This is a genomic window from Microbacterium kunmingense (genome assembly GCF_023155745.1).
Taxonomy (GTDB): domain Bacteria; phylum Actinomycetota; class Actinomycetes; order Actinomycetales; family Microbacteriaceae; genus Microbacterium; species Microbacterium kunmingense.
On the sequence record NZ_JAKNUS010000003.1, the window covers coordinates 42,162 to 67,163 of the forward strand.

Genomic DNA, 25,002 nt, shown 5'->3' on the forward strand with positions numbered 1-25,002 from the left:
CGCGCATGAAGAAGCTCGTCATCGCTCTCGCCGTCGTTCTGGTCACCCTGCCGTTCGCCGGCATGATCGCGCTCCCCCTCGTCCTCTCCCCCGCCGCGCTCGCTGCCTGCCAGACATCCGGCCAGCTCGTCGTGACCGACGTGCCCGACAGGTTGACTGCGAAACGGAGCGACGGCGTGTCGGTGACCCTCGGGCAGTCACAACTCACCCGTGCCGCGACGATCATTACTGTCGGCAGCGGTATTGAGGGGGTGGGACGGCAGGGGGTGGTGATCGGGCTGATGGCCGCGCTCACCGAGTCATCCCTGCGGATGCTGGCGAACGACGCCCATCCCGCATCGCTCGGCATGCCCAACGACGGCATCGGCAGCGACCACGACTCACTCGGCCTCTTTCAGATGCGCCCGACCTCCGGCTGGGGCACTGTTGAAGAGCTCATGGATCCGGACTACCAGGTGCGCGCATTCTTCGGCGGACCAGAGGGACCCAACTTTCCCTCCCCCGCTGGGCTCCTCGACATCGCGGGCTGGCAGTCAGCCGATCCCGGCTCGGCTGCGCAAGCTGTCGAGCGCTCGGCTTTCCCCGACCGCTACCAGGATTATCAGCCCGTCGCGGAAGCCATACTCGTCGTGCTGACCCGGCCGATCGCGTCGGTGACGGGAGGGGGCGCACCTCTGGATTCCGTCCCCGAGACGACCCGCATAGTCTTTCCCCTCCCGAGCAACACGTGGGTGCTGGCCAGCGGCTATGGCGGGCGAACCGACCCCATGACTGGGCGACCTGCGTTCCATGCAGGAACCGACTTCTCCGCGGCAGACGGCACACCCATCTTCTCGATCGCTGACGGGATCGTCAGCTGGGCGGGACCGTATGGGGGTTACGGACAGCTGATCGTCATCGAGCACACGGTCAACGGAGAGCGGGTGGCGTCGGCGTACGCGCACATGTGGGCGACCGGCGTACACGTGACGGTCGGCGAGCGCGTCACCGCTGGCCAGCACATCGGAGACGTAGGGTCATCCGGCAAGTCCACGGGATCCCATTTGCACTTCGAGATTCGTCCCGGCGGAGCGTTCGAGCCGGCCATCGACGCAGACTCGTGGCTCGCCGAGCATGGGGCCGAAGGATTGGATGCCGCGACCGCTGGCCGGACAGCGTGCGCGGCAGGCGCGTGAGGTGACCGAAATGGACATCTTCCCGGACTTCGGAGCGGTTGGAGGAGCGGGTGAGCTCCGCGTGATCGTCGGCGCGCTCCTCATGTATGTCCTGGTCTTCGCGGTACTCGCGATCCTCATCTGCGCCACCACATGGGTGATCGCGTCGACGAGCGGGAACTACCAGTCGGCCATGCGAGCCCGTAACGGCCTTCTTGTTGCTGTCGGCGCAGCGGCGCTTGCCGGCGCGGCGGTCGCCTGGATGAACTTCCTCATTGGGGTCGGCCAACAGCTCTAGCCAGAGTGCGTGCACGGACTGCGCGGGTCGACGGATCTCGGGGACGCCGCACGCACCTTGTACGCAGGTTCGTTTCTGCGCAGACAAGGAGCACGACCGTGATCGACATCGTTCCCAACGGGTCAGGACTTCCCGGCATCGAGCAACTCCGCGTCATCGTCGGCGCAGTGATGACAGTCGGGCTCATTCTCGCCGTGCTCGCCCTCATCATCGCCGCAGTCGCGTGGGGGTATGGGGCCAACTCATCGAACCCCCATCTCGCCTCACGGGGCAAGCTCGGCGTTCTGGTGGCGTGCGGCGCGGCACTCATCTGCGGGGCGTCGGTCACGCTCGTGAACTTCTTCTGGGGTGTAGGCCAGTCCGTCTGAGCGAACGCGGCCGATTGAGAGGAACGACGCGAGTGGGTGGAGTTTGCGATATCCCGGCGATCGCTGAGGTATGCCAGACCGTCGGGTCGGGTGTCACATCGCTCGTTGCCGCGCCCTTCGATTGGCTCGCCCACACGCTCGCCGCAGCCGCCGCGTGGTTCTTCGAAGCGGTCTGGGCGGTGTTCGACACGACAACACTCGTCGACGTCACCGGTGACCAGTACACGCACGTGTACAACCTGCTCTTCGGCGTCGCGCTGTTCGTCATGCTCGTGTTCTTCTGCCTGCAACTGATCACCGGATTGGCGCATCGCGATCCGACCGCGCTCTCACGAGCTGCTGCGGGGCTCGGCAAGTCCGTGCTCGGCTCGTTCGTCGCAATCGCCCTGACAGCGACGCTGCTGGAGATCACGGATCAGCTGGCCATCGGTATCGTCCAGGCAACAGGAAACACGATGGAGGGAATGGGCGACAGAATCGCCCTGATGGCCGCCGGGCTGGTCGCGATCAACATCGCGAGCCCCGGCGTCGGCGCGATCATGACGATCTTCCTCGCAGGACTCGCGATCGCAGCCACCGCGATTGTGTGGTTCTCGCTCCTCATCCGCAAAGCCCTGCTCCTGGTGGCTATCGTGTTCGCGCCGATCGCACTGGCCGGATTCTCCTGGGATGCTACCCGCGGCTGGTTCGGCAAGTGGGTTGCGTTCGTTGTGGCCCTCGTGTTCTCCAAGCTCGTGCTTGTCGTCCTCTTCCTCGTCGCGATCAACCAGACCGCGGCGCCGATCGACGTTGATCTCGCGTCCATCAGCGATCCCGTGGCCGGAGTCGTACTCATGCTCGTCGCAGCCTTCGCGCCATACATGACCTACAAGTTCATCTCGTTCGTCGGCGTCGATATGTACCACGCGATGTCGACCGAACAGGAGGCTAAGGGCGCGCTGAATCGGCCAGTCCCCGTGCCAGTGAGCCCCGCGAGTGCGAAGTCGGCGAAGTCGATCCTCGACGGGGGTGGCACCTCGAGTGGATCGGCGCCCCCGGTGGCGACGAGCGCCGCTGCCAACACCGCTGGATCTGGTGCCAGCGCGGGTGCGTCTGGTGCAGCAGCGTCCGGCGCAGGAACTTCAGGCGCTGCGGCGGCCGCCGGCCCGGCCGCCGCAGTCATCGTCGGCCGTCAGGTGGTCGGCAAGGCAGCCTCCGCTGGACCCAAGCTCGGCAACGCCACCGGATCAGCAGCCATGGGACATTCCGAGGGCGCTAATCCGACAGACATACCACCGTCACCGACGACCTCCCCGGCTGCCGGGCAACCGACCCCACAGCCGCGCACACCGACCCCGCACCCGCGGCCGATCCCCACTCCGCGCGAGAGGACGACAGCATGACAGCGGGCAACACCCCGCGCGCGAACCAACTGCACCCGGTCCAGTTCTCCCGCCTGTCTAAGCGAGGCGTGATGCTCGGCCTCTCCCTGGCACAGCTCGTGACACTCGCCATCGGGCTAGTCGCGTTCACCAGTGCGGTGTACCTGGGCGGCGGCATCCTGTTCGGCCTCACATCACCGATCTGGGTGACGAGCGTCGCTCTTGCCTTCGTTCCCGTGGGTGGCCGGAAGCTCATCGAATGGGTGCCGATCTCAATCCGCTGGGTGTGGCGAAGCGTCGGCGGGCAGCTGCGATTCCGCGCGGACTTGGTCAAGCCGCGCCCCGCGGGCACGCTCGCACTCCCCGGCGACGCCGCCGCGCTCCGAGAGTGGGTCGACCCCGAGACGGGTGCCGCCATGATCCAAGACCCTCACACTCAGACCCTGACGGCAATCGCCGGCATCACGCATCCAGCGTTCGTTCTTCTCGACAGCGGCGAACAGGAGCGTCGGGTGGCCGGCTGGGGGCGAGTGCTCGCGACGGTCTGCCGGTCGGGCCGCATCGCGCGCGTTCAGATCTCCGAGCGCACAGTGCCCAGCTCCGGAAGCGGGCTTGCCGAATGGTGGGCCCGGCATGGCGTCGACGATGACTCTTGGCCCGCGGTCACGTACAAGGAGCTCATTGAGCGCGCTGGCCCCGCCGGCGAACGGCATGAGACGACAATCGCCCTCGCGCTCGATATGCGCGCGGCGGCCCGCCAGATCCGCGCCGCCGGGGGTGGCATGAAGGGGGCCGCGGGTGTACTGCGTCAGGAGATGACGACGTTGGTGGCAGCACTGCGGGCAGCTGACCTAACGCCCACAGGCTGGCTGAGCCCAGGCGAGGTCGCGGTGGTGCTGCGCTCCGCATACGATCCCGCAGCCGCTCCCGCGCTCGAGAGACACGGGGAGATCGGTCGATCTCTCGCAACGGCCGGCCCCGTCGCAGTCTCCGAAACCTGGGACCGGCTGCGTACCGACTCGGCCCACCACGCGGTTATCTGGATTTCGGAGTGGCCGAGGTCACAGGTGTACCCAGGCTTCCTCTCCCCCTTGTTGCTGACTTCGGGCATCCAACGAACATTCACTCTGACGTGCACGCCGGTCCGTGCCGACCTGGCCGCACGGGACATCAGGAGAAAGAAGGTAGGACTTCTCTCGGATGCCGCGCAGCGTGCGAAAGTCGGGCAGATCGAGGATGCCGCGCGCACCGCCGAGTACAACGACGTCGTCCAGCAAGAATCAGACCTCACGGCTGGTCACGGCGTGCTGCGATTCACCGGGCTCGTGGCAGTGTCGGCGCCGAGCGTCGACGAGCTGGATGCCGCAGTCGCGGCGATCGAGCAGGCCGCCGTGCAAGCTGCCTGCGAAACACGGAGGCTCGTGGGCCAGCAGGCGCAAGCGTTCACCGTCGCCGCTCTGCCCCTGTGTCGAACCGTATGACGCGCGGGGACACCTCGCGCACCTGACTGACGACTTCCGTTGCAAGGGGACACGCAATGCCTACATTCCAGGATCCTGTCGTCGATGGCGAGGAAGCGTGTCACGCTCTGCGCGCTCTCGCGCACGCCACGCGCACGTTCGATGACCCGGCACAGACGTACGAGGTGGTCGGGGATCTGCTGGGCGGCCTGAGATCGCTCGAACAGGTGCTCGATCAGCTCGCGTTCGCGCACACCAGCTCAGACTCGATCGCCCGAACTGACGACGGTGATCACTGGGCTGGGGTGGAGGAAGCCCATGCAGCCGCCCTCGCGCTGCGGCGTGCGTCGACCCTTGTCGCTCGGGCCGGCTTGGCCCTCGATCGCGCATCTCAGCACTCCGGCCGAATCGCCTGGAGCCCATCCGTCGGCGCCGCGCCGAAGGTCACGGAATCAGTCGCGCCCCGCGTCAATCCGAACGACTCGTTTCAGCGCCCTGACCCATTCGCCTTGCAGGGGTCTGGTGCCAAAGTTAGCCGCCGCAACGGGATGTCGCTGTGAACGCGCACGGAGGTGAGCGCATACACACCACAACGCTTGTGGACCCGGCAGGCGAACGCAGGAAGGAGCGTCGTGCCCGACGAAAGGCATCCCGGCGTCTCAGTGACGCCACTCGCGCTGCCACCACCGAATCCGACCGTGCCGAGGCCGAAGCGGAGCGCGCGGATCTACGCGCGACGACCTACCTACCTGCCTCAGGTGAGTCGCGGCCCGCCGCGCTCCGAACCCCCGGCCGCCTGCGCATACCGCGCCACCAGGACACCAGTGCCACGCTCGCCGGAGCGTACCCGTTCCTCGCCGAAGGCGGACTCGGTTCGCAGGGCGTCTTCGTCGGCCAGGACCTCTACTCGGGCGCGTCGTTCGTCTATGACCCGTGGGTGCTTTACTCACGTGGGATGATCACCGCGCCGAACATCGTCCTGGCGGGGATCGTGGGCTCCGGTAAGTCATCGCTCGTGAAGAGCCTCTACACGCGTTCGATTCCCTTCGGTCGCCGCGTCTACGTCCCCGGCGACCCGAAGGGCGAACACACTGCCGTCGCCGAAGCGGTCGGTGGACAGGCAATCGTGCTCGGGCACGGCATGGCGAACCGACTCAATCCGCTCGACGAAGGGCATCGCCCATCCGGCGTTTCCGACGAGAGCTGGGCCGGCCAGGTGGCTTCGCGTCGCCGCGACCTCATCGGCGCGCTGACCGAAACCGTGCTCGAACGACCACTGAGCCCGCTGGAGCACACTGCGATCGACCTCGCTCTCGCGGACACTGTCCGCTCATGTAAGACCCCGATTCTGCCGATGGTCGTGGAACGCATCCTCTCCCCGGACGTATCCCAGCAATCCGACCGCCGCCTCGTCGAGGACGGAAGGGTCGTCGGGCACGCACTCCGTCGGCTGGTCGCCGGAGATCTCGCCGGCCTGTTCGACGGCCCCAGCACCGTCACCTTCGACCCGACCCTGCCGATGATCTCGCTCGACCTGTCGCGCGTTGCCGAGAATACGACGCTCGTGTCCGTCCTCATGACGTGCTCCTCCGCCTGGATGGAATCCGCGCTCCTCGACCCGCACGGCGGGCAGCGTTGGGTCATCTATGACGAAGCCTGGCGTCTCATGTCGCATCCCGCCCTTCTGCGACGAATGGATGCACAGTGGCGACTCGCCCGCCACTATGGAATCGCGAACCTGCTCGTCTTCCACAAGCTCTCCGACCTCGACAACGTCGGCGACCGGGGCTCCGCGATGCGCGCGATCGCCTCATCCCTCCTCGCCAACGCGGAGACGCGAATCATCTACCGGCAGGAAGCGGACCAACTCGGAGCGACTGCGACCGCGCTGGGCCTCACTGGCACTGAGCAGAGCCTGCTGCCCGGCTTGGCAACGGGACAAGGTCTCTGGAGGATCAAGGACCGCAGCTTCGTGGTTCAGCACCAATTGCACCCCGCGGAGCTCGCAGCATTCGACACGACGAGCCGGATGACGGAGGGCGTGAAATGACGACAGCGCACGCAGTACGACGATCCACCGACGCGATCCGTGTGCCGGCGGTCCTTCCCGCTATCACCATGACGATCTCGGCGAACGGCACAATGACCGTCGCCGTCGACGGGACGCCATTCGAACCGCCTCGGTTCGGGGCACCCTGGACCCGCGCGTCCTTCGCGGAAGTCATAGACACGGTCCTGCTCGCTCTCGGCTCGCCGGTGCGGGTCGTAGTTTACGAGGCTGACGGCACTGTCTTCACCGACATCATCACCCGGCCGCTGCAGGGATCACTCAGCCCGAGCGCGCCGCCGAAGATTGAAGGCCGAGAGTCGAGTGCTCCAACGGAGTCGCAGGTCGCTCGCGAAGCACTTATCGATGCCATTCCCTCGATCGGGCCGCCTCGCGTTGTTTGCGGCGAAGAGGGTTTCCTCCCTGGCGAAGACGTAGCCCTAGCGATCATCGTGCGTCACATCCAGGCTTCTGCGGACGGGTCCGCTCGAGCGTTGCTGGAACCGGGGCTCTGCCGCGTGACCGCCGAGGGCGAGATTGTCCTCGTGGGCAGAATCTCCGGCACGTGTGCTTTCGGGATCGTCACATGACGGGTCCCCACGGTGTCGGTGTCTCCGGTCCCGACGGGCTAACCAACGTCGCGTTGCTCGCTCTCGGCGGGGCCGTTGCGATCGCCGGCATCCTGCGTGTGGGCGGCAATCTCGCCGCCTTCCTAACAGGAGCGGAGCAGCCGACAGGTGGTCTGGCCGCGGGGCTCGGTGTCTTCGGGTCCCCCGCCGACCCGGGGGCGGCACTCGGATCTCCTGGGCTCAACGCCGTGGCGTACTGGGCTGTCGTCGTGGCGTTCGTGGCGCTGCTCAGCTTTTCGGGGTGGTGGGTCTGGCGCGTCATCCGAAACCACACTCGTCATGCCAGATCCGACCCGAACAGGATCGCCGGAATCGCGACCGCGGCCGACGTGCGCCGCGCTGCCTCCGATCACGCGTTGCTGACGCGCGCTACGCACCTTCGCGCGTCCGTCGACAAGCCGCGATGCGAGGACGTCGGCTACCTCGTGGGAGTGGCGCGAGGAACGAAGGTGTGGACGTCGGTTGAGGATTCGATCCTCGTGATCGGCCCTCCCCGGTCGGGCAAGGGCGCCCACATCGTCATCAACGCGATCCTCGATGCACCTGGCGCCGTCGTCACGACCTCCACCAGGCCGGACAACCTCACGACCACCATTCGCTCGCGTATGAGACGAGGACCGGTCGCCGTGTTCGATCCGCAACATCTCGCTCCGGGTGTGCCGGCGGGCTTGCGGTGGTCGCCGGTGCGCGGCTGCGAGATACCACTCACCGCGATGATTCGCGCCACGGGACTCGCAGCCGGTACAGGCCTGTCGAGTGTTGGGGTGGAGAACGGCGGCTTCTGGGAGGGCAAGACCCGCACGGCTCTTCAGTCGCTGCTGCACGCCGCAGCGCTCGATGGCCGCTCACCTGGTGAGCTCTTTCGCTGGACGCTCGACCCGGCCGCGGCGAAGGATGCCGTCGCGATCCTCACCTCCAACCCTGCCGCCGCGACCGGATGGGCCGAGTCGCTTGAGGCGATGATCGACGCCGACCCCCGTACGCGCGACTCGATCTGGCAGGGCGTCTCCCTGGCGTTGGCGGCTCTGGCTGACCCCCGTGTTCTCGACGCCGTCAGCCCGAGCGAGGACGAGCGGTTCGATCCGGAGACCTTTCTCCGACGTAACGGCACCCTGTACCTTCTCGCGACGGGCGCCGGCGCCGGCGCATCCTCCTCCCTCGTCGCCGCGTTAGTCGAAGACCTGGTCGAGACCGCGAGGCGCGTTGCCGCGAGATCCCCAGGCGCCCGCCTCGACCCGCCGCTGCTTCTCGCGCTGGATGAGATCGGCAACCTCGCCCCTCTGCCGTCGCTGCCTGTCCTAATGGCCGAAGGCGGAGGCACCGGTGTCACCACGATGCCGGTGCTTCAGTCACTCGCGCAGGCCCGTCAGCGGTGGGGCGACAACGCAGCCACGGCGATCTGGGACGCGAGCATCGCCAAGATCGTGCTCGGCGGCGCCTCAGGGTCTCGAGACCTCCAAGACATCGCCACCCTGATCGGCGACCGCGACGAGGCCACCGACTCGATCACGATCGGTGAACGCGGTATGCGCTCCAACCAGCGATCAACGCGCCGTGTTCCGATCATGCCGCCCGACGTGATTCGCACGCTGCCGTACGGCACGGCGCTCCTGCTGCTGAGGTCGGCACCGCCGATCGTCACGCGCCTGCGCGAATGGACTGCCCGGTCCGACGCTGCAGAACTTCGCGCTGAACGGGCTCGAGTCGAGGAACAACTGCGGCGGGGATAGGGAACCCACCTAACGGGTGACGGCCGACATGCGGCCCCTGGCAGGAGCATCCGATGACTATCCACACCCAGCAATCTCTCTCCGGGTTCATCGCGTCGCAGCCTCAATTGGCGTTCAACACGAAAGGCGAAGCCCGCTTCTGGGTGCGCATCGGTCAGGAGCACTTCGAACGCAATGAAGACGGAACCTTCACTCAGACCGAGACCACGTACCACGACCTCGTCATGTTCCGACGTAACGCTGAGCGCGCCTACGCGATGTTCAACAAGGGCGATGTGTTCATCGCAGAGGGATACACGCACACCTCGACGCGGGAGCGCGACGGCGAAACGGTCGAGACCGAGGAGTTCGTCGCGAAGCGCCTCGGCCACGACTCCGCGCGCACGAACTACATCCTGCAACGCCGCCGCAACCAGCTCCCGTCGGTCACGGCATCCGCCCCGTCGACGGCAAAGCCCGCCGCTAGACCCGTGGCCATCTGAGCACCTGATGACCGCCGACGAGCCCTTGCATTTTCCGGGATACGAGTTCGAGCCACCGTCGCCGGACGGCCCTGAAGGTGAGGTCGATGGCCTGCCGAGTGTACCCCGCCCGGTGAACTGGAACGTGCTCACTTCGGATCGAGCTGCATTCGAGTGGGTGGAGCTGGACAGGTGGGTGAACTGGCTACGACGCACCTACGGTCTCGGACCGTCGATCATCCCGCCGCTGTGGCATCGCCACTCCGAACTCGTTTGGGAACTCTCCGCCCTACACCTGCACTGGCTCTGCGCATACGACGAGGAGCAGCATGGCTCCGCTCCCCTCGGCTGGCACCAGGACTTTGCCGAGGCGCGCGAGCGCCTGCACGACTGGGTCGCCGCGTGCGGCTCACGCCTCGACCGTGACAGGGCGACACGTCAGACCGCGTGGCCAGGGGAAGATCCCGCCCCGGCAGTCGAAGAAATACCCATTGCGGATCGCGCCGCCGACTTCCGCAGATTCGTCGTCGAGGACGTCGCGCGGCGCCGAGCCGTCGAGGATGCGTACATGGCGGCAGCGGCCAGCGGCGCTGAGTAGGTGTTCAGGACTCGTTGGGAGCGTCGAGACGCGTTGTCCTCCATCATGAGTCCGGTGGGACCTGGCTAGAGCCGGCGCGCGCCACCCCCACGAAGAACGTGCCGTCCAACGCGCTGACAATGCGTTCGCGCTGAACTCGGACGCACATGCGGATTGGTCCTTCGCGCCCGACGGACTCAGCGCCCGCTCAGGACCGTCTGGCGAAGCGTAGGTGGAGACTATGAGACGAACTGCGGGGGAAAGTACTCGTCGGGAACCTGGTGAAGGTCCAGGTGCGTCTCGAGGTGTTGGGCTGTCTGGCGAACCCTGATCAGGAGTGGGGTAGTTGAGCGCATGCGGGTCCCGGTGAGTCGGGCCGCATTCTCATTAGCCGTCACCCAGAGCTCTTCGGCGCTGCTCTGATTTTGCGCAGCGACGGCGGCGACGAAGCGGCGGACGAATGCTTCGGTCGGGCCGGCTAGGTCGGCTTCGGCAAGGTGCGCGTCCCTGCCGTAGGCGGCGAGGATGCGCGCCAGGGTGTAGTCGAAGAGCATGGCGTTTCGTCGGAGCCACTGCTCACCGGACGCTACCTGCATGCCGGTGATCTCGTGTTCCCACTCGGTCAGGCTGGCGTTGGTGGCCAGGCACATCACCGCCTTGGTGATCATGTAGTCCTGGACCAGGTGGTAGTCCTCCTGCTGAAGGGGATGCTTGTCCTCTGTCGCCACACCGACCTCCCAATCTCACGTTACGGAAGAGATTACGGCAGCAGGATGGTCGTTGGCTGGACCGGTCAACCTGGAGGGGGGAATGGTCAGCGGCGGCCGAGTTGCTCGAGGAAGTCGTCGGCGGCCTCGAGCTGAGCGCGCAGCCGATCGCGACGCTCGTTCGCCTCGGCACGCACGAGCTCCAGTCGGTCACGCAAGCCCTCATCACCGGGGTTCTCGGTCAGCGCGTCGATCAGCTCGAGTAGTTGCCCCGTCTCTTCGAGGGAGTATCCGAGCGGCTTCATACGTCGGATCAGGAGGAGGCGTGATTCGTCTTCGGCGGTGTAGAGACGGAATCCGCCTTCCGTGCGGCCGGTGGGCTTGAGAATGCCGATCTCGTCGTAGTGGCGGATGGTACGCAGTGACAGTCCGGTGCGTTCGGCGAGCTCTCCGATGTGCATCGTCATGGTGGCGGTCATGTCAGCGGCTCCATCCGATTGGCGACCAACTCTCACGTTACGGTAGTCTTCGTGGCGTTCGATCATTTCTTGGTCGTACTCCCCAATTCTCTCCCGCCGACCATGCTCGGCATTCTGGCGCACCGGTGCGCTCCCCTCCGGCTTTCACCCTGACAGCCCCATCCTCCCGCTTGGAGTGCCATGACTGACGTCATCCCCGTTCAAGATCCCAAGACCCGCTACCGCATCGAACCCACCGTGATGCAGGCCTTCCGCAGCCCCCGCATCCTGACCCGCGAAGTCCTCGCCGGGCTCGTTGTCGCGATCGCGCTCATCCCCGAAGCCATCGCGTTCTCGATCATCGCGGGCGTGGACCCGCGGGTCGGGTTGTTCTCCTCCTTCGTGATGGCCGTTGCGATCTCGTTCCTCGGCGGACGGCCCGCGATGATCACCGCCGCGACCGGCGCGATCGCGCTCGTGATCGCACCCGTGGCGCGCGAGTACGGGATGGACTACTTCATCGCCACCGTGCTCCTGGGCGGTCTGATCCAGGTCGTCCTGGCCGTGCTCGGCGTGGCGAAGCTGATGCGCTTCATCCCCCGCAGCGTGATGGTCGGGTTCGTCAACGCCCTGGCTATCCTGATCTTCATCTCCCAGTTCCCGCAGCTGATCGGCGTGCCCTGGCTGGTCTACCCACTCGTGGTCGTCGGGCTGCTGATCATGTACCTCATGCCTCGGTTCACCAAAGTGATCCCCGCTCCGCTGGTGGCGATCGTGCTGCTCACCGCCGCCGCGGTTGTGTTCACTCTCAACGTCCCCACCGTCGGCGACCAGGGCGACCTGCCGCAGAGCCTGCCGGAGCTGTTCATCCCGAATGTGCCTCTCACGCTCGAGACGCTCGGGATCATCGCCCCGTACGCTGCGGCGATGGCGATCGTCGGTCTGCTCGAGTCACTTATGACGGCGAAGCTGGTCGATGAGATCACCGACACCCACTCCCGGAAGACCCGCGAAGCCTTCGGCCAGGGCGCGGCGAACATCCTCTCCGGAGTCTTCGGCGGCATGGGCGGCTGCGCGATGATCGGCCAGACCATGATCAACGTCAAGGCCTCTGGCGCCCGGACACGGATCTCAACCTTCCTCGCCGGCGTCTTCCTGCTGATCCTGGTCCTGGTCCTGGGCGATGTCGTTGCCGTGATCCCGATGGCTGCGCTTGTCGCGGTGATGATCGTGGTCTCGGTCGCCACCTTCGATTGGCACAGTGTCCGCCTGTCGACGCTGAAGCGGATGCCCAAGAGCGAGACCGCGGTGATGCTGATCACGGTGCTGATCACGGTGTGCACGCACAACCTCGCCATCGGCGTCGGTGCCGGAGTCCTCGCGGCCATGGTGCTCTTTGCCCGTCGTGTCGCTCACTTCGTCACCGTCACCCGACGGATCGACAAAGAAGCAGACGTCCCCACCGTCCGCTACTCCGTCGACGGTGAACTGTTCTTCGCCTCCAGCAACGACCTCACCACTCAGTTCGAATACACCCACGACCCCGACCGCGTCATCATCGACATGTCCCAATCGCACATCTGGGACGCGTCCACCGTCGCCGCTCTCGACGCGATCGTCACCAAATACGAGCACCTCCAAAAGGACGTCATCCTCGAAGGCATGAACGACGCCACCACCAAACTCCACGGACGCCTCACCGGCGGGCTCGGCGCTGGCCACTGACCACCCGCCCTCAGGGGATCGGAGCTAGGCGTCCTGCTGGGACGGTGCGCGCGAAAGAGGAGGCGGCGTCGCGATCAGCACGCGCGTCGAGAGAGTCGGTGCTCGGGCGATGCCGGGTCGTCCACCACGGCGACCACAACGCCGCGATCCGGATCTCCGTCGAGCACCCAGGTGTTCAGGTCACCGATCTCGCAGCCGGGATACCTCATGTCACGTCGACCCGCAACGGTCTGCCGCTCCGATGTGTGGACGCGCATGGTCGTTGTGGCGCACCTATCCGCAACGGGAAGAGGAGTGATCCATGTCTTCAAGCCGAGACAGCAACGACCGTGCCGCAGACCAGAAGCAGAAACGCGAAGACACGGTCAAGATGTACCTGCGTTTTGCAGCGATGGCCCTGACCGGCATGGTGGTCATGTATTGGGTCATGTTCGCAGGCTCCTGGGAGTGGTCCCACGTCAGGTTCAGCGAGAGCCGCGTGTTCATGGCGCTGACAATGGGGGGCACGATGGGCGTGGTCATGCTGGCCTGGATGCTGCACATGTACAAGAACTGGAAAGCGAACATCGCCGTCGTCGCCGTCAGCCTGCTCCTCATCGGCGGCGGCATTGCCCTGGATCGCTCGCAGGTCATTGTCGACGACACCGACTTCATGCAGGGGATGATTCCCCACCACTCCCTCGCGATCACGCGGTCCGAACGGGCGCAGATCCAGGACCTTCGCGTCTGCCAGCTAGCGGTCGGCATCAGCGAAGCGCAGCGGCGAGAGATCCTCGAGATGGACTGGCTGATCAAGGACATCGCCGAAAACGGCGTGGCGACAACTCCCGAGGACGCCGCCGATCGGCGGGTGCCGCACTTCACCCGCTCGGCTGATCGCACCTGCCCCACCGAGTAACAACGCGCCCGCCCCAATGGCGACTGAAGGTATACGCGGTCACCGCGCCGAGGCAGGCGATTCCTCGCGAACGCCCCCTTCGTGTTCGCGCGCGAGCGGATCGAAGGGAGCAACCGTCTCTAGGCTGGGCGCATGCAAGAGGCGCCGCCAGACACCATGGCCTGCCCAACGTGCGGAGACCGGATGTCCTTCGAGGTCCTCGACGACGAGAAGTTCATCGTCGCCTGGTCATGTCTGAACTGCGGCCTCATCCGCACTACTGAGCCGACATAGTTCCGCGCTGCCCGGAAGCCACCGCAACCGCGCAATGCCCGAATGGGGATCGATCAAAGCGCCATGTCGGGTCGCCGTTGCGCATAATCGGTCGTGAGCCAGCGAAAGATCGTCAGCGATGATGTCGGGGAGGCGGCGTTGGCGCGCAGATAGCCCCGGCTTGCGAACTCGAGAGCGTGACGGCGTGGCTCCGTGTAAACGTCGAGCGGCAGCATCCCGCCCCGGAAGCGCGCGCGGGATACCTCGGCGACCCGTGCCCTCAACTCCACCTCGTGATCGGCGAAGTACTGATCGGCGATCGCGAGGATCTCACGCGCAACACGTCGGTTCTCCGAACGCTCCTGCCACGCGTGCACAAGATCCGGAGAGGTCGGCTCGTCCTGATTTCTGATACGGGCGATGTCTTCACCGGTGCGCTTCTGCGCGAAGAAGGCGTCCGCCGCGGCATCGTTGTGACGTCGCTCCGGCGCGTGCACGCGGTGTAGCTGGCGTTCGGGCAGCCCAGCACGGGCGCGACGACGCGCCTGGCGCCGCGCCGCGTTCTCACGCTCGCGATATGTCGCCCGCTGATCTGGAGTGGGCGACCAGGTCGAATCGCGGCCGGCCTCCCGGGCACGCTCGACCGCCCGGCGGCGCGCCTCGTTCGCCTTCTCCGGATCGGCAGCCTCGCGAGCGCGCCGGCGCTCAGCGATAGCCTCACGGTTCCGGTAGTAGTAATCGCGCTGAGCCTGCTTGTACGCCTCGAGATGCTTCTGCTTGTACCGCTCGCGCGCCTGCTGGCGTTCCTCCGGGTGTTCCTTAGCCCAGGCCTTCGCGCGATCGATCTGCTTCTGGCGTCGCGCCTTCTCCTCCCGCGCGCGTTGAGCACGATCGCGTTCGCGTTCGCGGTTCTTGCGGCGGATGTCCTCTCGGTTCCGCTCGCGGTACTCGGCGTAATACGTCGGGTGGGCCTCGTTCTATGCCTTCCGCTGTCGGGCCAGGCGCGCTGCACGCTCCTCGTCGCTCGGGTGTCCGTCACTCATATCGGATCCACCATGAGCACGCCGTCAAAGCTCGGCGAGCGCCGTGAACAACTCCTCGCGCGTGGCGGTCGGGTCGGTGATCGCTCGCACGAAGAGCGCGCCCATCCGTTCGCGCTGAACGTCGGACACGTTACCGAGCCGCACGAGACACCATTCGATGTCATCGGCGAGGCTATAGCTCGGATCATCCACCTCGATGCCGGGGTAGTACAGGAACGCGAGCACAGCCACGTGCTCCAAGACAGCGTCAGCGCGCTCACGATCGCTCATGGCATCAAGGTGCGCACCCCGCGCCCAACCGCTCGCACGGCGATGTCTGTTGGTCGGTTTACTCTCATGCGTGTTCGGCCGGAGGATGCCCAATGACCGAATCGCACCTATGGCACCCGCTGCTCGCAGCGCAGGAAGGTCCGACGGGCACCTGGACCTCAATAGACACGTGCGACCGCGTGTACGGCACGATCGAGCTCTCGACTCAACGCCACTACAGTTCGCTACCGCGTCAGCTTTCGGGGCGAAGTAATCGGCTGGTCCTCGACTCTCCGCGTTGCGTGCGAGCGGGTCCACGGCGAGTCCCTCCGGAACCACGGGCCAAACGGCGGGCCAATCGCGAGTTGGGGCGCGACGGAGCAAGCGCAGTGACCACAGGCCGCCTTCTCAGGTCGGCTGATCCTTGGAGAAGGCGCGGTCGAGCATCTCGGCAGTGGAGGGGTTCACCATCTCGTTTCGACGAATGTAATGCTGGATGGTGATCTTGGGATCCGTGTGGCCCAACAGCTCTGCCGCAAGCTCCACGCCCGCCTGTTCGTTGATCGCTGTCGCGACCGTGCGGCGGAACGCGTGCGGCGTGACTCCGGTGATGCCGGCGATCTCCATGACTCGTCGAAGTTGGCGCCGCACATTGTTCGTGGTCAACGGGGTGCCCTCCCTGCTGCAGAAGAGCAGAGCGTCCAACGCCGGATCACTGAGACTAGCCAGACGCCGACGGACGGCCTCGGCCGTGAAAGTCGGAATCGCGATAGTGCGTCGCGACTTCGCGGTCTTCGGGTGATCCTGCCGCTGGGTCGGCTCACCCTTGTTGCTGACAATCGTGCCCGCGATGCGAATCGACGGCACCGCGCTCGTGATGTCAACATCACGACGTCGAATCGCGAGCACTTCGCCGATTCGGGCGGATGTTCCGAGCATGACCTCGACGATTCCACCGAGCTGTCCATCCGGCTTCGGCCCTGAGATCGCACGACCGCTCTCCCACACGGCGATCGCCGTGCGGATCGCCGTCACTTCGACCGGCGTGAGTGCGTCAGGTGTGGTTGTCTGCCGATTCAGTCGAGCGACATGGTCCATCGGATTACGCGACAGGACCTCGTGACGGACAGCGAGGCCGAACGCCAGGCGAAGTACCACGCGCGCATGCTTTGCTCGGCTGTAGCTCCACTTGTTCAGCTGCTTGAGGAGTTGGTCGCAGCGCGCGACACCGATCTCACGCAGCGTCAGATTGCCGATCGCCGGCATGACGAGCGTTCGCATATTGCGCTCGTACAGCTGCCGTGTCGCCGTGGAGAGACGACCCTCCTGATCCAGGTCCTCAAGCCAGTAGTCCACGAGATGTGAGAACAGGCTGTCGGGCGTGAGCACCGATGTCGTGGGCTGAAAGACGCTCCGCGTTGAGAGCTTTTCTTTCAGTGCGCGCTCGGCAAGCGTGCGCGTCCCTGCGGAGACCTGCACGAGCCTGGTCCGGCCATCCCAATCGCGATATCGAGCTCGGGCAATCACGCGACCGGGTCCGGTGGCAAGGAACCCGATCTCGCCGAACGTGCCGATCGCGAGGCGTGCGCGGCTCATCGTGTCACCGCGAGGCGGCGGGCGGCGGACCACCCGTCTCCCGGTGCGCGTCGACCCAGGCCCGCACGTCCGTGGCCGCGAATGTCAGATGCTTGCCGTAGCGATGCGCGAGAGGCGCCTGCCCCTTCGTACGCCACTCGTAGATGGTCGACACCGGGACGCGAAGATAGGCCGCGAGCTCGTTGATATTGAGGAGTCTCTCCAGCCCCCAGAGCTCTAGCGTCAGGTTGTCTACCGTGTCCATGCCGATAAGGTGCGCAGGTCGTTGCCCCACCATTCGGAGGCAACCGGAGCGAAGCCGAGTCAGTCGAGGCTTCGCGCCGCGAGAGTGCGCCAGAGCGGTCAATTTGATGGCATTGCGATGACGTGATCAAGTTTCACCAACTAAGAAGTCCCGGGAACCCTTAGGTTCCCGGGACTTTCCGGTCGGGATGACAGGATTTGAACCTGCGACCCCTTGACCCCCAGTCAAGTGCGCTACCAAGCTGCGCCACATCCCGATGTCCCCGCCGAAGCGCGGACAACTCCCCCATCCTACCGGCTCGTCGGAGCGCTCGCGAACGCGCGCGAGCACCCTGCGCCGGGTACTCTCCCACCATGGCCTCGACGCGGACTTCCCCGCCCACGGCACTCGGCCACACCCTGCTGCCGTTCGCTCCGTACGCGCTGGTCGCCGCCGTCCACGTCATCTCGCTGGCGGCCGGTGCGTCCGCCGTCGCCGCGCCGACCAAACTCCTCCTCATGCCGCTCCTGGCGGTCGGCGTCGTCTGGGCCCTTCGCGGCGCGATCGCGCGCACCCCCGGCATCCTGCTCCTCATCGCGCTCGGCCTGTCGTGGCTCGGAGACGGCGCAGGCACGTTCTTCCCCTTCGCCCCGACCGTCCCGATGATGCTCCTCTGCTTCGGCCTGGCGCACGTGGCCTACATCGTGCTGTTCTGGCGCTTCCTGTCGCGTGACCCGGTGCCCGCGTGGGCCCTCGTGTACGCCGTCTGGTGGGGAGCGCTCCTCGCGGTGCTGTGGCCGCATCTCGGAGCGCTTCTGCTTCCCGTGGCGGTCTACGGCCTGGTTCTCGGCGGCACCGCGGTCGCCGCATCCCGCGCACGGGCGATGATCGCCGTGGGCGGGGCATTCTTCCTCACCTCCGACTCGATCCTCGCCTTCGACCTGTTCTGGCCCGACGCGCCGACGGCCGTGACCGGCCCGCTGGTGATGCTCACGTACGCCGTCGGACAGGGGCTCATCGCGCTCGGCGTGGTGCGGGCGGTCTCCTCCGCCGCCCGCGGAGGCCCGAGATGACGGCGGATACCGCGCGGGTCGATGCCTGGTTGTGGGCGATCCGCATCTACAAGACCCGCTCGGCTGCGACGACGGCGTGCCGAGCGGGGCATGTCCGCGTCAACGGCGAACGGGCCAAGGCTGCAGTGCAGGTGCGGGCCGGCGACGAGCTGCGCGTGCGGATCCAGGGGTTCGACCGCATCCTGGTGGTGCGCCAAACGATCTCCAAGCGCGTCGGCGCCGCTGTCGCCGCATCCGCCTTCGAAGACCGCACACCGCCCCCGCCCCCGCGGGAGCTCGCCGGCTCCGTCCCGGTGCGCGACCGCGGCGCCGGGCGGCCGACGAAGCGCGAACGACGCGACCTCGACCGACTGCGCGGCCGCTGATCTGCTGCGGATGTCGACGGCTGCCGCTACCGTCACCCCATGAGCGTCGAGATCCTGCCCGCCACATCCGACCGCCACGACGACGCCGTGCGCGCCATCGCCCACGGTGACGGGCCGAGCTGCCTGTGCCAGTGGTGGATGGTCCGCCCCTCCGATTTCGCCTCCTTGACGAAGGAGGACAAGAAGCGGATGCTGCGCGACGACCTGTCGGCCCCGGTGGCGCCGGGCCTCATCGCCTACCGGGACGGCGAGGCGGCCGGCTGGGTCAGAGTCGGCCCCCGGCCCGCCCAGACGCGCATCGCGCGCACCCGGGCGATCGTCGCCCACTCCCGCGAGCCCCTCGAAGACTCCTCGGTCTGGGCCGTCACCTGCTTCGCGATCCGGCGGGAGCATCGCGGCGAGGGTCTCATGCGGGATCTCCTCGACGCCGCCGTCTCACACGCCCGGGCCCAGGGTGCGCGGGTCATCGAGGGCTATCCCCTCGACCCGACGGTGAGAAGGCGCGGAGCGAACGATCTCTATCACGGCACCGTCTCGGTCTTCGAGCATGCGGGTTTCGAGGTGGTCGCCCGCCCCCGACCCGACAGCGCGATCGTCGCGCTCACCGTCTCCGACGCGGCCCGCTGACCCGCCGTCCCGCTATGAGCTCACCTCGCCCGGCAGGCGGTCGAGCAGCCATCGGGCGCCGCGACTGGCCGCACCGACAGCGCCCACGCGTGCCCCGAGTTCGCGATCGCTCGTGATCACGGTCACCGCTTCGCCGCGGGCCGCGGCGGCCGCCGCCGTCGCGACAATCTCGTCGTCCCCAGCCTGGGAAGCGCGGACGACCTCGAGTCCCGCCGGCACCGGCGCGCGCCGCGCCTCGCCCTCCACGACTGCGATGACGCGGGGAAACCACACATCGCCCCAGAGGTCGAGCGCCTCCGCGTCGACGCCGGCGTCGACGAGGTGCCGCAGGCGGCGGAGCATGCGGTCCGCCGCCCCCGCGCGATCGCGCCACCAGCCGTCGGGAACCGCACCGACGACGTTGGCCACATCGACGATCAGGGTGGGTCGTGTCTGCAGGTGCTCGCGCAACGACGGCCAGGCCGCCCCGAAGCCGGGATGCAGCGGGTAGTCCTCCACCTCGTCGACCCCGACCCATCCGAGATCGAGGCTCTCGGGATCGGCGATGACCGGTTCGAAGGGCGCCGTCACCTCGGCGACGACCGTCGTGTAGGTCCACACCTCCAGGTCGAGCACGCTGACGAATCGCGGACGGACCGCGCCGGCGGGGACCCCGGCCTCCTCACGCGCTTCGCGCAGCGCCGCATCGGTGGCATCCTCCCCCTGATGCCGCGCCCCGCCCGGGAGCCCCCAGGTGCCCCCGAAGTGACTCCATCCGACACGGTGCTGCAGCAGGACGCCGCGTTGCGGGTCGACCGCGAGGAGCCCCGCCGCACCGAAGCGACCCCAGTAGCGCTCGCCCGACTCGGTCACCACCCAGGCATCACCCGGGTCGCGCGGCCCGCTCGGACGGCGCGGCTCGCCGGGGGCCGGGGGTTGGATCGTCACCCTCTCAGCCTGTCACAGCGACACACCCCGTGGCCCCGCGGCCGTCATCGGAGGTCACGCCCTCTCAGCGCTGACGACGCTCCCGCACCCGCATGTTCAGCACGATCGGCGTGCCCTCGAACCCGTAGAGCTCCCGGAGGCGCCGCTGGATGAACCGGCGATACCCGGGATCGAGGAACCCCGTGGTGAACAGCACGAACGTCGGCGGGCGGGTCGACGCCTGGGTTCCGAACAGGATGCGGGGCTGCTTGCCGCCGCGGACCGGATGCGGGTGCTCGGCGACGAGCTCGGAGAGGAAGGCGTTGAACTTGCCCGTCGAGATGCGCTGATCCCACGACGCCAGCGCGGTCTCCAGCGCCGGCACGAGCTTGTCCAGGTGGCGCCCCGTGCGGGCGGAAATGTTCACGCGCGGCGCCCAGGCGACGTGAGCGAGGTCCTGCTCGATCTCGCGCTCCAGATAGCGGCGGCGATCGGCGTTCTCGAGATCGACGTCGTTCAGGCGGTCCCACTTGTTGAACGCCAGGACCAGGGCGCGCCCCGACTCCAGCACGAGGTCGATGATGCGGACATCCTGCTCGCTGAGCGATTCCGAGACGTCGAGCACGACGACGGCGACCTCCGCCTTCTCCAGCGCCGCCGACGTCCGCAGCGACGCGTAGAAGTCCGCGCCCTGCTGGAGGTGCACGCGGCGTCGGATGCCCGCCGTGTCGACGAATCGCCAGAGCTTCCCCCCGAGCTCGACGACCTCGTCGACGGGGTCGCGGGTCGTTCCCGCGAGCTCGTTCACGACGACGCGCTCCTCGCCGGCCGCCTTGTTCAGCAGCGACGACTTGCCGACGTTCGGCCGGCCGAGGATCGCCACGCGACGCGGCCCGCCGATCTCCTGCTTCGCCACCGCCGAGACCTCCGGCAGCACCTTCATCATCTCGTCGAGGAGGTCGGCGACCCCCCGGCCGTGGATGGCCGACACGGGGTGGGGCTCGCCGAGCCCCAGGTTCCACAGGGCGGCGGCCTCGGGCTCCTGCCGGGCATCGTCGATCTTGTTAGCGACGAGGAAGACGGGCTTGCCGCTCTTGCGCAGCAGCTTCACGACGTGCTCATCGGTCGAGGTCGCCCCGACCATGGCGTCGACGACGAACATGACGACATCGCACAGCTCGATGGCGATCTCGGCCTGGGCGGCGACCGACGCATCGATCCCTCGCGCGTCGGGCTCCCACCCTCCGGTGTCGACGATCGAGAACCGGCGGTCCATCCACTCGGCCTTGTACGTCACCCGGTCGCGCGTGACCCCGGGGGTGTCCTCCACGACGGCCTCGCGGCGACCGAGGATGCGATTCACGAGCGCGGACTTGCCGACGTTCGGGCGGCCGACGATGGCGACGACCGGCAGGGCCGGGAGGTATTCCACCCCATCGCCCTCGTCGAGAAGACCGGCCAGGAGCGCCGCATCCTCGTCCTCGAGATCGTAGTCCGACAGGCTCGCGCGCAGCGTCGCCGCGCGCTGCTCGGCGAGGTCGTCGTCGATGTCGGCGAGGGTCTCGGCGAGGTGGTCGTCTCCCCCGGCGTACTCCCCGTCCTCGGAAGGGGCGTCGGTGGGACGCGTGTCATCGGACATCGGAAACTCCCGTCTCCACGAGCGAGCGCACGACGCCGAGGACGGCGTCGACGGTCTGTGCGAAATCGAGGTCGGTCGAATCGATCACCGTCACCCCGGGGGCGGCGGTGAGGAAGTCGACGACCGTGCTGTCGGCTGAGTCGCGCCGTTCCAGGGATGCCGCGACCCGGGCGACGTCGTCGGCGTCGAGTTCGGCGGATCGGCGCGCCGCGCGCACCTCGGGAGCGGCGGTGAGGAGGATCCGGACGGGGGCGTCGGGGGCGACCACAGTGGTGATGTCGCGGCCCTCGACGACCACCCCGGGTCTGTGCGAACCGGCGATCAGCCCACGGAAGAGGGCGTTGACGGAGCGTCGGACCGGCGCGACCCTGGCGACGCCGCTCACGGCGTCGGTGACACGCTGCTCGCGGATCGCGGCCGTGACGTCGGTCGGGCCGACGCGGACCCAGTAGTCCTCGGGATCGAGGGAGATGTCGTAGTCGAAGTCGCCCGCGACCTCGAGCACCGCGGTGGAGTCGGAGGTGTCGGCACCGTGCTCGAGGGCATGCCAGGCCAGCGCGCGGTACGCGGCGCCGGTGTCGAGGTAGCCGAAGCCGAGGCGCCGGGCCACCTCCTTGGACACACTCGATTTCCCGCTTCCCGCGGGGCCGTCGATGGCGACGACGAGGGGCTCAGTCATGGGTGGTGCTCGCAATCTTCCAGCCGCGGGACTCCAGCCCCGCGATCGCAGGGCGGACGGCGCTGGGCGCGACGCTGATCTCGGCGAGGCCGAACAGCGCCCCCGGCGAATGCTCCAGCCGCAGATCTTCGACGTTCACCTCGAGGTCGCCGAGGTCGCCGAACAGCCGACCGAGCTGCCCCGGGCGGTCATCGACCATGACGACGACGGTCTCGAAGCGTCGGTTCTGCCCGTGCTTGCCGGGCAGGCGTTCGACCCCCTCGTTGCCCCGCTTGATCGTGTCGGCGATCGAGCGGCGAGCACCGGGCGCCTCCGGGGCGCGCAGGGCGTCCGCCACGTCGGCGAGGTCGCCGGCGACGGCATCGAGGACGGATGCCACGGGCGCGGCGTTCGCACCGAGGATCTGCACCCACAGCTCGGGCGCCGAGGCGGCGATGCGCGTCGTGTCGCGGACGCCCTGACCGGCGAGGCGGAGGAAGCCGTCGGGGGCGTCGACGAAGCGGGCCGCCAGGAGGCTCGCGATCAGCTGGGGAACGTGCGACATGAGTGCGACGGCGGCGTCGTGCTCCTCGGGGGTCATCTCCAGCGGCGTCGCCCCCAGATCCAGGGCGAGCCCCTCGACGAGGGCGAGGTCGCGGGCGGGGGTCTCCTCGTCCCGGCACACCACCCACGGGCGGCCGACGAAGATGTCGGCGCGGGCGGCGATCGCACCGCCCCGCTCCCGTCCGGCCAGTGGGTGGGACCCGATGTAGTGGGTCAGGTCGACCCCGCGCTCCCGGAGGCGGCGAAGCGGCTCGAGCTTGACGCTCGCGACATCCGTCACGACGGCCTGGGGGTGGCGACGCAGCTCCCTCTCGATGACGTCGGCGGTGACATCGGGCGGCACCGCCACGACGATGAGCGCCGGGTCGTCGTCGTCGCGGGCCGCGCGCCCGGCACCGTAATCGATCGCCAGGCGCAACTGCGACGGGGAGGTGTCATCGAGTGCGACGTCCACGCCAAGGGCGCGGAGCGCATGCCCGATGCTCGCCCCGAGCAGTCCCGAGCCGACGATGCGGACCGTCCCCTGAACCCGCGGCGCGAGCGGCGGGGCCGGGCGCGCGGCAGAGCTGTTCTCGAGGGTCACGGATTCTCCTGGCGCGACAGGGTCAGAAGCGCACCGCGTTCCACTGTAGTCAACTCCCGGGCCTGTCCTACGGCGAGGGTTCCCAGGTGCAGGGGCCCGAACTGCCGCCGTACAAGTTCCAGAACGGGGTGTCCGACCTCGGCCATCATGCGCCGCACGATGCGATTGCGCCCCGAATGGAGCGTGAGCTCGACGAGGGACTCGCCCTCCGACGGAGAGGAGGACAGCAGCCGGGCCCTGTCCGCCGCGATGGGCCCGTCCTCGAGCTCGACGCCGCGGGTGATCCGGGCGATCGTCTGGGGGGTGACCCGCCCGGCGACCTTGGCGACGTAGACCTTCGTCACCCCGAACGACGGGTGGGCCAGGATGTGCGCGAGCGCGCCGTCGTTCGTGAGCACGAGCAGACCGCTGGTGTCGGCGTCGAGCCGGCCGACGTTGTACAGGCGCTCCGGCCACGCGGAGGTGAAGGTGCGCAGATCGGGCCGTCCACGATCGTCTTTGAGGGAGCTGACGACCCCGCGCGGCTTGTTGAGCATGACGTAGCGCCGAGACTGGTCCAGCTGCACCGCGACGCCGTCGACGTCGATGAGATCGGCTTCGGGGTCGACCCGCGAGCCGAGTTCGGTCACCGTCTGCCCGTTGACCCGCACACGACCGTCGACGATCATCTGCTCGGCGACCCGGCGGGAGGCCACTCCGGCGTTCGCCAGCGCCTTCTGCAGGCGCACGCCCTCGGTCCCCGGTTCGGTGGTGTCGCTCATCGGATGTCCTCGAAGCCGTCCGAGCCGTCGTCCAGCAGCGGCGAGATCGGCGGCAGCTCGTCGAGGGAGTTGATACCGAGGTTCACCAGGAGCGCGTCCGTCGTCTCGTAGTGGATCGCCCCGGTGTCGGGGTCGGTGAAGGCCTCGGTGATGAGGCCACGGGCGAGGAGGGTGCGCACGACCGAGTCGACGTTCACCGCACGAATCGCCGCGACCTGGCCGCGGGTGACGGGCTGCTTGTAGGCGATGACAGCGAGGGTTTCCAGGGCCGCCTGCGACAGCCGCGCGGGCGCCTGGCCGCCGACGAAGTCGCTGACGAGGTCGTCGTGCTCGGCACGGACGTAGAGCCGCCACCCGCCGCCCACTTCGCGCAGTTCGAAGCCCCGGCGAGGCCCCCCGGTCTTGCCGTCGTAGTCGTCGACGAGCGACTCGATGGCCTGCCGGACCGCGGCGACGGGCGCGCCCACGGCGGTGGCGAGGCTCACCAGACTCTGCGGCTCCTCCACCACCAGGAGGATGGCTTCCAGCCGACGCGCCACCGACCCCGGCGAGACGGACTCGGTCACGGTCTGCCCGTCGGTCATGGTCTT

28 protein-coding genes and 1 tRNA gene are annotated in these 25,002 nt (G+C 67.7%); 16 read left to right on the forward strand and 13 right to left on the reverse strand.

The window, feature by feature from the left end:
• Window positions 1-5: 5 nt before the first annotated feature.
• The 11 genes from MA875_RS05155 (at window position 6) to MA875_RS05205 (ending at window position 10,106) form a co-directional block, all read left to right on the forward strand.
• The gene (locus tag MA875_RS05155; protein WP_248240731.1) at window positions 6-1,175 is read left to right on the forward strand and encodes a M23 family metallopeptidase; all 1,170 of its coding nucleotides are present in this window, start codon (window positions 6-8) and stop codon (window positions 1,173-1,175) included.
• Window positions 1,176-1,185: 10 nt separating this feature from the next.
• Window positions 1,186-1,452 (forward strand): DUF6112 family protein, encoded by a 267-nt coding sequence (locus MA875_RS05160; RefSeq protein WP_248240734.1) that lies wholly within the window; start codon window positions 1,186-1,188, stop codon window positions 1,450-1,452.
• A 98-nt stretch (window positions 1,453-1,550) separates the two neighbouring features.
• A complete protein-coding gene (locus MA875_RS05165; RefSeq protein WP_028495551.1) occupies window positions 1,551-1,820 on the forward strand; it encodes a DUF6112 family protein in 270 nt (89 codons plus the stop codon).
• Window positions 1,821-1,852: 32 nt separating this feature from the next.
• On the forward strand, window positions 1,853-3,202 hold the full coding sequence (locus MA875_RS05170) for a TrbL/VirB6 family protein (protein ID WP_310891914.1): 1,350 nt from the start codon (window positions 1,853-1,855) through the stop codon (window positions 3,200-3,202).
• Window positions 3,199-4,662: an SCO6880 family protein gene (locus MA875_RS05175; RefSeq protein ID WP_248240737.1), complete on the forward strand. Its 1,464-nt coding sequence runs from the start codon at window positions 3,199-3,201 to the stop codon at window positions 4,660-4,662. The genes MA875_RS05170 and MA875_RS05175 overlap by 4 nt, the downstream gene beginning before the upstream one ends.
• Before the next feature lie 56 nt (window positions 4,663-4,718).
• Window positions 4,719-5,201, forward strand: a complete 483-nt coding sequence (locus MA875_RS05180) for a hypothetical protein (protein ID WP_248240739.1) — start codon at window positions 4,719-4,721, stop codon at window positions 5,199-5,201.
• Window positions 5,198-6,691, forward strand: a complete 1,494-nt coding sequence (locus MA875_RS05185; RefSeq protein WP_248240741.1) for a putative type IV secretion/conjugal transfer ATPase — start codon at window positions 5,198-5,200, stop codon at window positions 6,689-6,691. The genes MA875_RS05180 and MA875_RS05185 overlap by 4 nt, the downstream gene beginning before the upstream one ends.
• Window positions 6,688-7,278: a hypothetical protein gene (locus MA875_RS05190; RefSeq protein ID WP_248240742.1), complete on the forward strand. Its 591-nt coding sequence runs from the start codon at window positions 6,688-6,690 to the stop codon at window positions 7,276-7,278. The genes MA875_RS05185 and MA875_RS05190 overlap by 4 nt, the downstream gene beginning before the upstream one ends.
• Window positions 7,275-9,047: a type IV secretory system conjugative DNA transfer family protein gene (locus MA875_RS05195; RefSeq protein WP_248240746.1), complete on the forward strand. Its 1,773-nt coding sequence runs from the start codon at window positions 7,275-7,277 to the stop codon at window positions 9,045-9,047. Before MA875_RS05190 ends, MA875_RS05195 begins: the two co-directional genes overlap by 4 nt.
• A 53-nt stretch (window positions 9,048-9,100) precedes the next feature.
• Window positions 9,101-9,529: a single-stranded DNA-binding protein gene (locus tag MA875_RS05200; RefSeq protein WP_248240747.1), complete on the forward strand. Its 429-nt coding sequence runs from the start codon at window positions 9,101-9,103 to the stop codon at window positions 9,527-9,529.
• 7 nt (window positions 9,530-9,536) lie between these two features.
• Window positions 9,537-10,106 carry a hypothetical protein gene (locus MA875_RS05205; RefSeq protein WP_248240750.1) on the forward strand — a complete coding sequence of 190 codons (570 nt, stop codon included), beginning with the start codon at window positions 9,537-9,539 and terminating at the stop codon, window positions 10,104-10,106.
• A gap of 218 nt (window positions 10,107-10,324) precedes the next feature.
• Here MA875_RS05205 and MA875_RS05210 read toward each other — a convergent pair whose 3' ends face one another.
• On the reverse strand, window positions 10,325-10,813 hold the full coding sequence (locus MA875_RS05210; protein WP_248240751.1) for a hypothetical protein: 489 nt from the start codon (window positions 10,811-10,813) through the stop codon (window positions 10,325-10,327).
• A gap of 86 nt (window positions 10,814-10,899) precedes the next feature.
• The gene (locus tag MA875_RS05215; protein ID WP_248240753.1) at window positions 10,900-11,271 is read right to left on the reverse strand and encodes a MerR family transcriptional regulator; all 372 of its coding nucleotides are present in this window, start codon (window positions 11,269-11,271) and stop codon (window positions 10,900-10,902) included.
• 180 nt (window positions 11,272-11,451) lie between these two features.
• On the opposite strand from MA875_RS05215, the gene MA875_RS05220 reads away from it, so the two are divergent.
• Together MA875_RS05220 and MA875_RS05225 are read left to right on the forward strand one after the other, a co-directional pair.
• Window positions 11,452-12,975, forward strand: a complete 1,524-nt coding sequence (locus MA875_RS05220) for a SulP family inorganic anion transporter (RefSeq protein WP_248240755.1) — start codon at window positions 11,452-11,454, stop codon at window positions 12,973-12,975.
• Window positions 12,976-13,276: 301 nt separating this feature from the next.
• Complete coding sequence (locus MA875_RS05225) at window positions 13,277-13,873, forward strand: DUF305 domain-containing protein (protein WP_248240759.1); 597 nt, start codon at window positions 13,277-13,279, stop codon at window positions 13,871-13,873.
• A 326-nt stretch (window positions 13,874-14,199) separates the two neighbouring features.
• On the opposite strand, the gene MA875_RS05230 is transcribed toward MA875_RS05225, so the two are convergent.
• The 5 genes from MA875_RS05230 to MA875_RS05250 form a co-directional block, all read right to left on the reverse strand.
• Window positions 14,200-14,622, reverse strand: a complete 423-nt coding sequence (locus MA875_RS05230; RefSeq protein ID WP_248240761.1) for a hypothetical protein — start codon at window positions 14,620-14,622, stop codon at window positions 14,200-14,202.
• Between the two features lie 570 nt (window positions 14,623-15,192).
• Entirely contained in the window at window positions 15,193-15,438 is a 246-nt protein-coding gene (locus MA875_RS05235; RefSeq protein WP_248240762.1) for a hypothetical protein, read from the reverse strand.
• Window positions 15,439-15,825: 387 nt separating this feature from the next.
• Window positions 15,826-17,013 carry a tyrosine-type recombinase/integrase gene (locus tag MA875_RS05240; RefSeq protein WP_248240763.1) on the reverse strand — a complete coding sequence of 396 codons (1,188 nt, stop codon included), beginning with the start codon at window positions 17,011-17,013 and terminating at the stop codon, window positions 15,826-15,828.
• A gap of 4 nt (window positions 17,014-17,017) precedes the next feature.
• Window positions 17,018-17,257 carry a helix-turn-helix transcriptional regulator gene (locus tag MA875_RS05245; protein ID WP_248240765.1) on the reverse strand — a complete coding sequence of 80 codons (240 nt, stop codon included), beginning with the start codon at window positions 17,255-17,257 and terminating at the stop codon, window positions 17,018-17,020.
• A gap of 182 nt (window positions 17,258-17,439) precedes the next feature.
• Window positions 17,440-17,513, reverse strand: a tRNA-Pro gene (locus MA875_RS05250).
• A 97-nt stretch (window positions 17,514-17,610) separates the two neighbouring features.
• On the opposite strand from MA875_RS05250, the gene MA875_RS05255 reads away from it, so the two are divergent.
• From MA875_RS05255 to MA875_RS05265, 3 genes are read left to right on the forward strand one after another with little or no spacing between them, the layout of a single operon-like run.
• Window positions 17,611-18,309, forward strand: a complete 699-nt coding sequence (locus MA875_RS05255) for a lysoplasmalogenase (RefSeq protein ID WP_248240766.1) — start codon at window positions 17,611-17,613, stop codon at window positions 18,307-18,309.
• Complete coding sequence (locus MA875_RS05260; protein WP_248240768.1) at window positions 18,306-18,674, forward strand: RNA-binding S4 domain-containing protein; 369 nt, start codon at window positions 18,306-18,308, stop codon at window positions 18,672-18,674. Before MA875_RS05255 ends, MA875_RS05260 begins: the two co-directional genes overlap by 4 nt.
• Before the next feature lie 39 nt (window positions 18,675-18,713).
• Window positions 18,714-19,301, forward strand: coding sequence for a GNAT family N-acetyltransferase (locus MA875_RS05265; RefSeq protein ID WP_248240770.1), 588 nt, complete (start codon window positions 18,714-18,716; stop codon window positions 19,299-19,301).
• Between the two features lie 12 nt (window positions 19,302-19,313).
• On the opposite strand, the gene MA875_RS05270 is transcribed toward MA875_RS05265, so the two are convergent.
• From MA875_RS05270 to scpB, 6 genes are all read right to left on the reverse strand, one after another.
• Window positions 19,314-20,228 carry an NUDIX domain-containing protein gene (locus tag MA875_RS05270; protein WP_248240772.1) on the reverse strand — a complete coding sequence of 305 codons (915 nt, stop codon included), beginning with the start codon at window positions 20,226-20,228 and terminating at the stop codon, window positions 19,314-19,316.
• A gap of 64 nt (window positions 20,229-20,292) precedes the next feature.
• A complete protein-coding gene (der, locus tag MA875_RS05275; protein WP_248240774.1) occupies window positions 20,293-21,846 on the reverse strand; it encodes a ribosome biogenesis GTPase Der in 1,554 nt (517 codons plus the stop codon).
• Window positions 21,836-22,525, reverse strand: a complete 690-nt coding sequence (gene cmk, locus MA875_RS05280) for a (d)CMP kinase (protein ID WP_248240776.1) — start codon at window positions 22,523-22,525, stop codon at window positions 21,836-21,838. The genes der and cmk overlap by 11 nt, the downstream gene beginning before the upstream one ends.
• Window positions 22,518-23,651 (reverse strand): prephenate dehydrogenase, encoded by a 1,134-nt coding sequence (locus tag MA875_RS05285; RefSeq protein ID WP_248240778.1) that lies wholly within the window; start codon window positions 23,649-23,651, stop codon window positions 22,518-22,520. Before MA875_RS05285 ends, cmk begins: the two co-directional genes overlap by 8 nt.
• Window positions 23,648-24,412, reverse strand: coding sequence for a pseudouridine synthase (locus MA875_RS05290; RefSeq protein WP_248240780.1), 765 nt, complete (start codon window positions 24,410-24,412; stop codon window positions 23,648-23,650). Before MA875_RS05290 ends, MA875_RS05285 begins: the two co-directional genes overlap by 4 nt.
• Entirely contained in the window at window positions 24,409-24,996 is a 588-nt protein-coding gene (gene scpB, locus MA875_RS05295) for an SMC-Scp complex subunit ScpB (RefSeq protein ID WP_248241347.1), read from the reverse strand. Before scpB ends, MA875_RS05290 begins: the two co-directional genes overlap by 4 nt.
• Window positions 24,997-25,002 lie beyond the last annotated feature (6 nt).